This window comes from Pseudomonas abietaniphila, from assembly GCF_039697315.1.
In the GTDB taxonomy this organism is placed as follows: domain Bacteria; phylum Pseudomonadota; class Gammaproteobacteria; order Pseudomonadales; family Pseudomonadaceae; genus Aquipseudomonas; species Aquipseudomonas abietaniphila_B.
The window spans coordinates 5309787-5322510 of the sequence record NZ_CP155619.1; the positions used below are offsets into that span (position 1 = coordinate 5309787).

The 12724-nt window shown below is 61.1% G+C and carries 9 protein-coding genes; 4 read left to right on the forward strand and 5 right to left on the reverse strand.

Features of this window, described 5'->3' with window-relative positions; genetic code table 11:
- Nucleotides 1–116: 116 nt before the first annotated feature.
- On the reverse strand, nt 117–1196 hold the full coding sequence (locus ABDX87_RS23415; protein WP_346833602.1) for an AbrB family transcriptional regulator: 1080 nt from the start codon (nt 1194–1196) through the stop codon (nt 117–119).
- Between the two features lie 122 nt (nt 1197–1318).
- Between ABDX87_RS23415 and ABDX87_RS23420 the strand changes: the two genes are divergently transcribed.
- Both ABDX87_RS23420 and ABDX87_RS23425 read left to right on the forward strand, forming a co-directional pair.
- Nucleotides 1319–2221, forward strand: a complete 903-nt coding sequence (locus tag ABDX87_RS23420) for a LysR family transcriptional regulator (protein ID WP_346830010.1) — start codon at nt 1319–1321, stop codon at nt 2219–2221.
- Nucleotides 2222–2284: 63 nt separating this feature from the next.
- Complete coding sequence (locus ABDX87_RS23425; protein ID WP_346830011.1) at nt 2285–2500, forward strand: hypothetical protein; 216 nt, start codon at nt 2285–2287, stop codon at nt 2498–2500.
- 996 nt (nt 2501–3496) lie between these two features.
- Here the strand turns inward: ABDX87_RS23425 and ABDX87_RS23430 are convergent.
- Nucleotides 3497–4012, reverse strand: a complete 516-nt coding sequence (locus ABDX87_RS23430) for a nucleoside 2-deoxyribosyltransferase (RefSeq protein WP_346830012.1) — start codon at nt 4010–4012, stop codon at nt 3497–3499.
- On the opposite strand from ABDX87_RS23430, the gene ABDX87_RS23435 reads away from it, so the two are divergent.
- Nucleotides 4011–4172, forward strand: coding sequence for a hypothetical protein (locus tag ABDX87_RS23435; RefSeq protein ID WP_346830013.1), 162 nt, complete (start codon nt 4011–4013; stop codon nt 4170–4172). The two genes, ABDX87_RS23430 and ABDX87_RS23435, sit on opposite strands and share 2 nt — an antisense overlap.
- Nucleotides 4169–5836 carry a VRR-NUC domain-containing protein gene (locus ABDX87_RS23440; protein WP_346830014.1) on the forward strand — a complete coding sequence of 556 codons (1668 nt, stop codon included), beginning with the start codon at nt 4169–4171 and terminating at the stop codon, nt 5834–5836. Before ABDX87_RS23435 ends, ABDX87_RS23440 begins: the two co-directional genes overlap by 4 nt.
- Nucleotides 5837–5989: 153 nt before the next feature.
- On the opposite strand, the gene ABDX87_RS23445 is transcribed toward ABDX87_RS23440, so the two are convergent.
- The 3 genes from ABDX87_RS23445 to mfd are packed head-to-tail and all read right to left on the reverse strand — an operon-like array spanning nt 5990 to nt 12719.
- Nucleotides 5990–8695: a DEAD/DEAH box helicase gene (locus tag ABDX87_RS23445; protein ID WP_346830015.1), complete on the reverse strand. Its 2706-nt coding sequence runs from the start codon at nt 8693–8695 to the stop codon at nt 5990–5992.
- Nucleotides 8696–8708: 13 nt separating this feature from the next.
- Complete coding sequence (locus tag ABDX87_RS23450) at nt 8709–9245, reverse strand: CsiV family protein (RefSeq protein WP_346830016.1); 537 nt, start codon at nt 9243–9245, stop codon at nt 8709–8711.
- Between the two features lie 9 nt (nt 9246–9254).
- Nucleotides 9255–12719: a transcription-repair coupling factor gene (mfd, locus tag ABDX87_RS23455; protein ID WP_346830017.1), complete on the reverse strand. Its 3465-nt coding sequence runs from the start codon at nt 12717–12719 to the stop codon at nt 9255–9257.
- Between the last annotated feature and the right edge of the window lie 5 nt (nt 12720–12724).

Consider the following 12724-nt stretch of genomic DNA (forward strand, 5'->3'; position numbering starts at 1 on the left):
GTCGCGAAAATAGTCCTGGCGACAGGGATGTGTCGATTCAGCTGACTCATCGCGAATGAATTCGCTCCCACAGGGCTTGCGTACGGACGCCGGGCTCTTATCTTGCCGCTGACGAGTCAGGCCAGCCGCTGCGTGACCCGGATCACCTGCCGTGCAATGTAGGCGCCGGTTACGATCACGCCGAACAGGCGCAGCGTCTGCATCGCCAGCACGAAGCCAACGTCGGAGTGGGTGTCGATGGCGATGATCGCCATGGCGTCCAGGCCACCGGGACTGGTTGCCAGATACACCGAGAGGAAGTCCTTGCCCATCATTTCGGCGATTACCCAGGCGGAGATTGCGCAGAGCAGGATCAACAGCAGCGCGCCGAAAATCATCGCCGGCAGTCGCCGCCAGACGTAATGGATGGTCGCCCGGTCAAACCGCAGGCCGATGTAACTGCCGATGGCCCCGTAAGCGATTGCCAGCAGCCAGGTCGGCATGACGATTTGCAGCACGCCGCTCAATTGCAGCGCGCCCCCCAGCAACAGCGGCACCAGCAACGCGCCAGCCGGGACCTTCGATCCGAGTGTCACACCGACCAGGATCACCAGCAGGCTCAGGCCAAGATTCAGCAGATTGGCACCTTGCAACAGGGCGTCGCTGCTGTGTGCATCGGTGCCGCCAACGTCAGCGCCAATCAGGCGGCTCACCAGCGCGCCGACCATGACCACGCAGACCACCCGCACATACTGCATCGTTGCGACCACGCGTGAATCGGCGCCGTAGTCCTCCGACATCGCCACCATCGCCGACGCTGCACCGGGCGAAGTGCCCCAGGCAGCCGTGCTGCCTTGAATGCCGCCCCAGCGTGCCAGGCCGATGCCGACCACCGCGCTCAGGGCCACGGTCAGCAGGGTGGCGAACACCATCACATGCCAGGAATGCAGGGCCGTGAGCAAGACGCCCATGGTCATCGAGTGCGCGACCAGCACGCCGACGCTGCCCTGACCCAGGCGAAACACGTGTTTGTGCAGCCGGATATTCGCGCCGCAAACGCCAAAGCCAATGGCGACCAGCATCGGGCCGAGAAACAACGCAGCAGGAACGTGAAAGTATTTGAAGGCCTGACCGGCGCTGCCCGCCATGACGATGAGCAACGACCATTGCAAAACCGGATGCAGGGAATCGAGGGAAAAGGGTGCAGAGCGCGACAACGAGGATCTCCAGAGCATTGGCAGGTTCCTGGTGGAAGGGTGTCCAATGCCGGGAAGTATCGACAGCTGAATCGATCAAGTCTATTTTCTAATAATCATGAATTGATAACTTTGGTTGATATATGGACCTGCGCGACCTGACCTATTTCGAAACCATCGCCGAGCTCGGTCACTTGGGGCGTGCGGCAGAAAAACTCAATCGCAGCCAACCTGCGCTGACCAAAAGCATTCAGCGTCTGGAAGAATCGTTTGGCACCAAGCTGTTCCAGCGTGACGGCCGGCGAATCAAGCTCACGCCGGTCGGCGAGCTCTTGCAGGCTCGGGGCAAGATGCTCCAGCAAAGCATTGCCCAGACCCAGCGAGAGGTCCGTGATTTCGCCAGCGGGGCGGTGGGCGAGATTCGCTTGGGGTGTGCGTCGACGATGGCCGAATACCTGCTGCCGGAATTGACCAACGCCTTACTCAAGCGCGCGCCGGAAATTACCCTGAAACTGGTGATCGGGCAGGATGACATGCTGCGCGAACAGCTGCGGTCGGGGCATCTGGACATGATCATCTGCGCGCAACGCAGCGTTGAAGACGAGTTCACGGCCCATCCGATCCTCACGGACGAAGCGGTCGTGATCGCCAGCCGCAATCATCCGATCTTCAACGCGCCGTTCCAGATGAGTGACTTGTGCAATTACCGATGGGTGTTGCCGCCGCCGGGCGTGTCCTCGCGGATCTGGGTCGATGAGGCGTTCGCCCGGCATAACCTGCCTTTGCCAGTGGTGCAGATCGAAGCCAACTCCATTTCCCTGCTGCCCAGGCTCATCGCTCAGACCCGCCTGTTGAGCTTCATTGCCAGGGAAACCCTCGAATATGGCAAGAACATGCAATACCTGCGGGAAGTGCCGCTGAAAAATACCACCATGGCGCGGACCATCTGCGTGATCCTGCGCCGCGAGGGCTACCTGTCCCCGGCCGCTCACGCCATGGCGAAAATGCTGCGCGAGGACGGCGGCTCGTTTTTCAGCTGGGTGTGATCGCGAAGGGATGTGGAGTAGCCTTTAAAGTGAATATGAAGAGCCGTTTAGGAGAACCTTGCGATGCACGTACAGCCACACACACGCGGCAAGCATCATCTGACACCGTATTTTCTGAATAACGAAGACCAGCATTTTGGTGGTGACCAGTCGCCACTCAACGATGCCGATGCCGACGAAGACAGCGACCCGGAAGGCGAGCTGGATCTGGGTGATCTGCGGCTGGACGAGTTTGAGGATTCGGACAAGCTGGACATTGGGTCGTCGACGCTGAGTTGAGCGCGATATAGGCACCGATCAGTTATCTGTGGGAGTGCGATTGCTCACGAAGGCGGTGTGAACTTCCGTTATTTGAGGTGACGCTGATGGTTTGGTTTGTCCTAACGTCCAAACTGTTCCGCCTTCGGCGGGTTACTTGAAAAGACACCAAGTAACCAAGTGTCCTGGCTCCTGGTTAGGCCCGACTTCGTCGGGTACCCGCACTCCGACGACGCTCCGTGGGCCCGCGCCGAACGGACATCCATGTCCTGACGGCGCTCTCGCGGCATCCATGCCGCTCGACCCACTCCGCGCCGTCTGCGTTTGGCCTGCACCCAAGTCGCGTTTTGTGGCGTCTGAGCTGCTGCGGTATGAAGATCAAGATCAAAAGCGAAGCGCGCCCTGCGCTTTCTCAGGCTCGCCACATAAACTGCCGGCTGAACACAAAACCTGTGGGAGTTAGCTTGCTGACGAATGTGGCGTGTCACTCACCCTTGATGTCCCTAACCCACCGCATTCGCCGGAATGCCGCCCAGACCAAGCTCGCTACCACAGATTGGACTGCCGCTCGATGTGCGCGTGGACTCGATCCCTGTAGGAGACGTCCGAGGTTACGAGGGTATGGGCCGCACTTCGGACGAATGCGGTGGGTCATTCAGCAATGATGTCGCTGACCCACTGCATTCGTCGGAATGCCGCCCAGACTAAGTTCGCTCCCACAGATTGGACTGCCGCTCGATGTGCGCCTTAACTCGATCCCTGTAGGAGACGTCCGAGGTTACGAGGGCAGCGAATGCGGTGTGTCATTCACCATTGAAGAAACTGGCTTAATCCCATCGCGAGCTGGCCGATGGTTCCCACGCTCCGCGTGGTAACGCGCTCAATGATGCTCTGCGTCCGGGATGTGGTGCATGCTGTCAGGCGTTGCGATCCTCAAGAAACGGACTGACACCACTGGTGTGAGAACCCTGGAATCTCCCACAGGTTCCCCGGCACGCAAAGCTTCGAGGGCGTGATTTACGTCGCAAGCGCTGATACCAGATACTGCGCCAGCGCCTCGATCGCGCGCTCGGCCGTTTCGCTGCTGCCTGCCCATGTGCACGCCAGCATCAGGTTTTTCGGCAGGTGAAAGTCTTCGACCTGAAACCCCTGCGCATCGAACCCGGCAGCATCGTGCTCGATCTGTTCGCGCAACGATCCCAGGTCATCGAAATACGCCCACACCGGTTTGCCCAGCGCCACGGCCATGCCGACTTCAAATGCTGTCCCGGAATCCGGCTCGGCACCGCGAAACACATTCAAATTCGCCAGCACGGCATCGCAGCTTCTGATCATCGTGATATTGGCATTGCAGATCAGCGCGGCGGTTTCCTGCGGCGGCAGACCTTGCACCACTTCGTTATCGAACGGGTACAGCCCTTCAAGGCCGTGGGCTTCGCACAGCGCTTTCAAATAGCGCCCGTGCTCGATGGCGTCGCTTCGGAAGACGTCGAAGCCCGCCAGATAAACCCGAGGTGTGCGAGAGGAACGCATGGCCATTTCCCTGGAAGACAAAGGCACCGATTCTAGCGGTTTCGGTGATGAGCTGCCGTTGATCAGCCCGGCATCGACTGATGGCAAAAAGGGGCTGGAATCTGTACGGATAAACAGTATCCTGACGCCTTTCCAACTGCCGTACGTGACCGCACCGTGAGCACTTCTCCCCTCGACAACCCGTTCTACTACCTGGAGAACTTTCGCCAGGTGCTGGGCTGGATTGGTCAGCGCTACGATGATCTGCTCGATGATGACGAGCGTCGGTTTATCGAGCACTTTGCGCGTCTGTCGCAGCCTTCACAAGCGTTGCTGGTGCGGATGGTCATGCGCAAGGGCACCTTGTTTCGCGCCAGCAAGCTCAATTATGCCGAGATCGGTGACGTGCGGCTGGCTGCCGCGGCGCTCCTGGAGTGTGGATGGGTCGATGCGCAGCCTCATCTGGATCTTCATGCGTTATTTGCGCTGCTACGCAAGGATGAACTGGGGCTCTGTTTCAGGGATCACGGGTTCAGGAGCACGGAGAAAAAGTCGGATCTGCTGGAACGACTCCTGCCGCTGTACGCGCAGGCGCAACCGTTGGATCAATGGTTCTCAGGCCTTGATGACGTGGTCTTCGGACTGGAGGTCATGCCGCTGTGCGATCGCCTGCGGCTGTTGTATTTCGGCAATCTGTATCAAGAGTGGTCTGAATTCGTGCTGGCGGATCTGGGCATTTATCGCTATGAAAAAGTCGAATTTTCCGTCGAGTCGCGCGGGATAGGCCGACGGGAAGACATCGACACCTGCCTGCATCTGCACGCCTGCCGCCAGGCGCTGGACGAAGGCGCGGTGCTGCACGAACTGGCGGACCAGGCGATGAGCGTCAACACGGCAAATCCGTGGCTGGCGATGCGCCGGGCCAAGCTGCTGTTCCAGATCGGCTATCAGGCCGAGCGCGAGCAGGACTGGCCGCTGGCGTTGAGCGTGTACACGCACTCCAGCTATCCCGGTGCCCGGGTTCGCAGGATTCGCGTGCTGGAGCGCATCGAGCACTATGCCGAAGCCATGGCACTCCTGCTGCAGGCTCAGTCGGCCCCCGAAAACGATGAAGAAACCCAGCACCTGCTGCGCATTCAACCGCGCCTGCAACGCAAGTTGGGGCAGGGCGGCGTACGACGGCGGACCACTCGTACGGTCACTCGACTGGACCTGAGTGTGGTGCCGTTGCCGGAATACAGCGTCGAGCGACTGATTCAACTGCACCTGGCCGAAGAGGGCAGTGAGGTGCATTACGTCGAGAATGCGCTGATCAATTCGTTGTTCGGGCTGCTGTGCTGGCCCGCGATCTTCGCGCCGCTGCCGGGGGCGTTCTTCCACCCGTTTCACAGCGCGCCCAGCGACCTGCACAGCCCCGACTTCTACCCGCGTCGCGCGACGTTGTTCGACGCCTGTCTGGCGCAACTGGACGATGGACGGTATCAGGCGGCCATCCGGCAGAACTACGTCGACAAGTTCGGCCTGCAATCACCCTTCGTCTTCTGGGGCACGCTCACGCCGGAACTCCTCGAGCAAGCGCTGCATTGCCTGCCGGCGCACCACCTCAAACGCTGGTTCCGCCGTCTGCTGCAAGACATCAAGGCCAACCGCACCGGCATGCCCGACCTGATCCAGTTCTACCCCGAGCAGCGCAGCTATCGAATGATCGAAGTCAAAGGCCCGGGTGACCGGTTGCAGGACAACCAGCTGCGCTGGCTGGATTTCTGCGCCGAACACGAGATGCCAGTGGTGGTGTGTTACGTCCAGTGGGCCGAGGAATCCCTCGCTCAGACGGCACTTCAATAGCGGTGTTTTTCCAGTGGGAGTGAGCTTGGTCTGGACCGCATCCGTCGGAAGACTGCTGTTGAGCTTGTACCTCTGCACCGGATGGACTGGCCTCTTCGCGAGCAAGCTCGCTCCCACAGGGCAGAGCTGGAAACGCGCCTTCCAATGCGGCCGCTAGCGTTTCACTTTTTTGGGCGGCAGAGGCAAGGGCGCGAACAGCGCTTCGATGTCGTCGTCCTGCAGTTTCCAGTCTCCCGCCGCACGACCGTCCAGCACGCCGGATGCCAAGGCGCGCTTTTCTTGCTGCAGGTGCTGGATTTTCTCCTCCACGGTGCCTCGGGCGATCATCTTGTAGACGAAGACCGGCTTTTCCTGGCCAATGCGGTAAGCGCGGTCGGTTGCCTGATTTTCAGCGGCCGGGTTCCACCAGGGGTCGTAGTGGATAACCGTATCGGCCGCCGTCAGGTTCAACCCCGTGCCCCCAGCCTTGAGGCTGATCAGGAAAATCGAGCGTTTGCCGCTCTGGAAGTCTTGTACCGGCGTTCGACGGTCCTTGGTCCTGCCGGTCAGCAAGGCGTACTCGATCCCGCGTTGTTCCAGCTCCGTTTCGATCAACTCAAGCATCGACGTAAACTGTGAAAACAGCAGAATCTTGCGATCTTCCGCCAGCAGTTCTTCCACCATTTCCATCAGGCTCTGCAGCTTCGCCGAGGTGGAGTGGCGAGGGTTGGCCGGCACGCTGTTGACCAGACGCAGGTCGCAGCAGACCTGCCGCAGCTTGAGCAACGCTTCCAGAATGATGATCTGGCTGCGCGCCACGCCTTTCTGGGTGATCTCATCGCGGACTTTTTTGTCCATGGCCAGGCGCATGGTCTCGTAGACGTCGCGCTGAGCATCGTTGAGTTCGACCCAGTGCACGATTTCGGTCTTGGGCGGCAGCTCGGTGGCCACCTGTTCTTTGGTGCGGCGCAAGAGGAAGGGTTTGATTCGCGCGTTCAGGTGTTGAAGACGCTCCTCATTGCCCAGCTTCTCGATGGGCGTGCGGTAATTAAGGGTGAACTGCTTCACGTCGCCCAGCCAGCCGGGCATCAGGAAGTGAAACAGCGACCACAGCTCGCCCAGGTGATTTTCCAGCGGCGTACCGCTCAAACACAGGCGCTGGCGGGCGTTGAGCTGGCGAGCGGCCTGCGCGGCTTTGCTGTTGGGGTTCTTGATGTACTGCGCTTCGTCGAGCACCAGCACGTGCAGCAGCTGTTTGCTCAACAGCTCAACGTCCCGTGGCAGCAGGGCGTAGGTGGTGAGGATCAGGTCGTAATCCTGAAGGCTTTCGTAGTCCTGATGGCGGTTCGCGCCATACAACGCCAGCACGTTGAGCTGCGGCGTGAAGTGTTTCGCTTCGTCCATCCAGTTGGGGATCAGGCTGGTCGGCATGACCGCCAGCGCCGGACAATCCAGTCGCCCGGCCTGTTTTTCCAGCAGCAGATGCGCCAGGGTCTGCAGGGTCTTGCCCAAGCCCATGTCGTCGGCCAGCACGCCGCCGACTTCCAGCTCGCGCAGGGCCTGCATCCAGCTCAACCCTTCCAGCTGATAAGGCCGCAACGTGGCGTTGAGACCTTCCGGAACCGTGACCTGGGTGTCCTTGATGTTGACGAGCCGTTCGGAAAACTGACGGACCCGGTCGCCGCCTTGCCACAGCAACGGCATGGCGTCGAGCGGCTTGAGCCGCGCAGCGTCGGCGGTGCTCAGGCGAATCGCGGTGTTGCCGTCTTCACGCCAGTAGAAGTCGCCCAGCGTGGCGAGCACGGTCTTCAAGCGACCGTAGGGCAGGGCGACCTGAATCGGCACACCACCACGCTGGGTGAAGTGATTGAGCTGCACCAGAAGCTGTTCATCATCACGCCGTTTGGCGATGCCGTTCAGTGTCATCAATTCGGGGTGTGTACGCAGCAGGTTGATCAGGATCGGCAACAGGCTCAGACGCTCGCCATTGACGATGATGCCCAGCTCCAGGTCGAACCAGTCGCGCTCCGGTTCTTCATCGACCGTGGCGTACCAGTCGTCTACGGGTGTCACGTCAAAGCCGAAATCGGCGTTCATTTCGATTTGCCAGCCCTGCTCGCGCAACGCGGGCAGCTCGTCGAGCATGAAGCTCAGCCAGGCCTTGTCGGTCGGCAGCTCGAACATTTCCCCGGCGCTGTCGGGCAAGGCCTTGCTCTGCCGGGTGGCGATGCGAAAGCCCATGTCCTGTAGCTGCTTGCGGTACTGCGCCTCGCGATCCAGCACCCGGCGCATGCGGATGGTTTCTGCTTTCAGGTGCCAGAGAATGTCACTGGAGCGGCCGGGGCTGGGCACGCCCGAGACAAACATCTCGCGGTAGCGGAACGCCAGGGCAGCACGATGCTGGATGTGTCGTTGCATCTTGCCGTTGCGGGGCTCGTAGGCACTGAACTCAAAGCTGGCCAGGATCAGGCGGGGCTCCGGCTCGACGCCCTTCAACAGCTTGACCGGCAAAGCGGGTTTTTTCTCGATCACCGGCTTGCGCGCGCCATTCAGATTGCCCGCAGCCGCCGAGATCGCTGGCTTGTTTTCCGGGTCCTGAAGGAAAAACAACGCGGCCGCGCAATGCTTGCAGTTGTTTCTGACCGGGCAGGTGCATTTGCCGACGATAAAATTGCGGGTGCGGTCGGGGTCTTTGAACAGCAGGGTCTGGGTGTAGGTTTCAAGGCTCGATCCTCGGCACACGGTGCGCACCAGGTCGGCGCTGATGTGATCCAGGGTGACGCGTTTCTGCCGGGCATAGTCGAGCCCGCGTTCCACGCTTTGCGCCTTGAATAACGGTTCCCATGGCAGCGCCAGGGCTTTTTCCAATGAGGATGACACGTCTTGCCCTACGTCAACGCGGTGCTTGAAGAGGAGAAACCTTGATCAACATCGCCAGACTCCCGTTGTCCAGGTAGGTCAATTCGCCGTTTCTGACGCGGGTCGCCTGACGCATGCGTTCGCTGGTGACCAGTACGCCATGGTCATCGAGCTGATTGACCCAGAAATTGGCGTCGATATCGGTAAAGCGCGCCAGACCCAGGCTCACCGTGCCCTCGATGGGGTAGTGGCCAAACTGTTCCTGGCCGCTGCTGATCGCCACCTTGCTCGGCGTCGCGCTCAGGTCCTGTTGCCAGGCGCGGTGCAGCAACACTTTGTAGTTTTCGCTGGATTCCAGCTTGCCCACCAACGTGTCCAGCGAGGTGGACGCCTGGTTGTCGGGCCCCAGGTTTCGTGCGCCGGCGTCCCAGTCTTCCGGCGCTGGCTGGTTGGTCGCCGCCGGTTCGCCGTTCTGGCGGAACAGGATCAGTTCCACCTGATACGTACCATCGGCGAAGGCTGCAGGGGCGAACAGCACCAGCAGCAGGGTGAGCGAGCGAAGCAGACGCATGGTGAATCCTTAAGCCGATTTCGTGGTGGGCAGCGGGGTCAGGCGCTCGAACAACGCTTCAATCGTATTGAAACGCTCTTCAGGGCGCTCCATCGGCACCATGAACTTGAACAGCGTGGCGCCTTCGAATTTGTAGCGTTTGGGTTGCCCCTGAATCAGCTTGATCAGTGTCAGTGGATCTACTGAAGTATCGGCACCGAATTCGATTCGTCCACCCTGCGGACCTGCATCCACCTTTTTAATGCCCAGTTGCTCGGCCTTGAGTTTGAGCGAAGTCATGCGCACCAGGTTCTTGGTGGGTTCCGGCAGCAGGCCGAAGCGGTCGATCATTTCCACTTGCAGGTCTTTCAGACCGTCCTCGTCGGCGGCGTTGGCGATGCGTTTGTACAGGATCAGGCGGGCGTGGACGTCCGGCAGGTAGTCCTCTGGAATCAGCCCCGGCACGCGCAGGTTGATTTCCGGCCCGCCACTGAGCGGCTGGTCCAGATTGGGTTGCTCGCCCTTACGGATCGACTTCACCGCGCGTTCGAGCATTTCCATATAAAGGGTAAAACCCACGGCCTGAATCTGCCCGCTCTGGCCTTCGCCCAGCAGTTCGCCCGCGCCACGGATTTCCAGGTCGTTGGTCGCCAGCACGAAGCCCGCACCCAGATCCTGAGTGTTGGCGATCGCTTCCAGGCGCTTCTCGGCGTCGGGTGTGATCTGTTTGCGCGGCGGCGTCAGCAGGTAGGCATACGCCTGGTGGTGACTGCGTCCGACCCGGCCGCGCAGCTGGTGCAGCTGGGCCAGACCGAACTTGTCGGCGCGCTCGATGATGATGGTGTTGGCGCTTGGCACGTCGATCCCGGTTTCGATGATGGTCGAGGCGATCAGCACGTTGAAGCGCTTGTGGTAGAAGTCGCTCATCACCTGTTCGAGGTCGCGTTCATGCATCTGGCCGTGACCGATACCGATCCGCGCTTCGGGCACCAGCTCGGCGAGGTCGGCGGCACACTTCTCGATCGTCTTCACATCGTTGTGCAGGTAGTAGACCTGACCGCCGCGCAACAGCTCACGCAGCAGCGCCTCTTTGACGGTCGGTTTGTTCTGCTCCATGACGAAGGTGCGCACCGACAGGCGACGCGCAGGCGGTGTGGCGATGATCGACAGATCGCGCATCCCGGCCACGGCCATGTTCAGGGTCCGTGGGATCGGCGTGGCGGTCAGTGTCAGGATGTCGACTTCGCTGCGCAGCGCCTTGAGCTGTTCTTTCTGACGGACACCGAAGCGGTGTTCTTCGTCGATGATCACCAGCCCCAGGTTCTTGATCTTGACGTCGTCCTGCAACAGCTTGTGGGTGCCGATGACGATGTCGATCTTGCCCTCGGCGAGATCGGCCACGGCAGCGTTGATTTCTTTGGCCGACTTGAAACGGCTCATGACTTCAACGGTCACCGGCCAGTCTGCGAAACGGTCGCGGAAGCTGTTGTAGTGCTGTTGGGCGAGCAGGGTGGTCGGTACCAGGATCGCGACCTGCTTGCCGCCGTGCACCGCGATGAACGCGGCGCGCATCGCCACTTCGGTCTTGCCGAAACCGACGTCGCCACAGACCAGACGGTCCATCGGCTTGGGCGCCAGCATGTCGGCCCGCACCGCTTCGATGGTGGTCTGCTGGTCCGGGGTTTCCTCGAACGGGAAGCCGGCGCTGAAGGTTTCGTAATCGAGCTTCGGATCGGCGAACGCGTAGCCTTCGCGCGCGGCGCGGCGGGCATAGATATCGAGCAGCTCGGCCGCTACGTCGCGCACCTGTTCGGCGGCCTTGCGCTTGGCTTTCTGCCAGGCTTCGGAACCCAGGCGGTGCAGCGGCGCCAGCTCGTCATCGCTGCCGGTGTAGCGTGCGATCAAATGCAGGTTGGCCACCGGGACATACAGCTTGGCGTCCTCGGCGTAGGCCAGCATCAGGAACTCTGCGACCTGGTTTTCCACTTCCAGCGTGGCAAGGCCCAGATAGCGCCCCACGCCGTGGTCGATGTGCACGACAGGCGCGCCTTCGCGCAACTCGGCAAGGTTCTTGATGACCGCATCGCTGGAGTGGCCGTCGGCACGCTTCTCGCGGCGTCGACGCTGCATCACGCGCTGACCGAACAACGGGCTTTCCGCGATCAACGCCAGTGCGGGCTGGTCCAGTACCAGGCCATCGTCCAGCGGTGCGATGGTGATCGCCAGCCGCTCTTTGCTGTCGACGAATTCCTGCCAGCTGTCGAGGGTTTTCGGGCGCAGCTTCAGGCGCTCGAGCAGTTCAAGCAGCACTTCGCGGCGCCCGGCCGATTCGGCGGTGAACAGCACGCGGCCGGGGAAGTCGTTGAGAAAGTTGGACAGCGCCGCCAACGGCTCGTTGGCCTTGGCTTCAATCGCCAGATTCGGTAACACCTGGGCCGGGAAGCGCTCGCGACCGACGCCTGTCTCGACGTCGTCCTGGCTGGTGACCACCCGTGGCCAGCTCTTGAGGCGCGCGAAACAGTCTTCCACCGGCAGGAACAGCTCGGCTGGCGGCAAAAGCGGTCGGTCAGGGTCAACGCGGCGCTCTTCGTAACGGTTGCGCACATCCTTCCAGAACGTTTCCGCCGCCTGTTCGATGCCCGGCAGCGAGAACACCTGGGTGTCCTGGGGCAGGTAGTCGAACAGGGTGGACGTTTCTTCGAAGAACAGCGGGATGTAGTACTCGATACCGGCCGGAGTAATACCGCTGTTCAAATCCTGAAAGATCGGGCTGCGACGGAAATCGACGTCGAACCGCTCGCGGAACCGCGCCTTGAAGCGCGTGACGGCTTCCTTCTGCAGCGGGAATTCCTTGGCCGGCAACAGGCGCACCGAATCGACCTTGTCGATGGAGCGCTGGGTTTCCGGCTCGAAGGTGCGCAGGGTTTCGATTTCGTCGTCGAACAGGTCGATCCGGTAGGGCAGTTTGCTGCCCATCGGGAACAGGTCGATCAGGGCGCCGCGCACCGTGAACTCGCCGTGCTCGTACACCGTGTCGACGTAGCGGTAACCGCTGGCTTCGAGCCGCGTGCGCATGGCCTCGACATCGAGTTTCTGGCCGACGTCGAGCACCAGACTGCTGCCGAGCAGGAATTTGGTCGGCGCCAGGCGGTGCAGGGCCGTGGTAATCGGCACGACCAGTACGCCATGTTCCAGCTCGGGCAGTCGATACAGGCTGGCGATGCGCTGGGAGATGATGTCCTGGTGCGGCGAGAACAGATCGTAGGGCAGGGTTTCCCAGTCAGGGAAATGCAGCACCGGGAGCTGGGGGGCGAAAAACTTCAGTTCCTGCTCGAGTCGCTCGGCGCTTTGGCTGTCGGCGGTCAAAAGCAGGGTGAAGCGTTTCGCAGCGCTGGCGGCCTCGGCAATGGCCAGGCTTTGAGCGGCACCGGGCAGGTTGCCCCAATGTTGTTTGCCTGCGGCAGCAGGGAGAATCGGTAGGCGCAGAACGGGCACGGAAG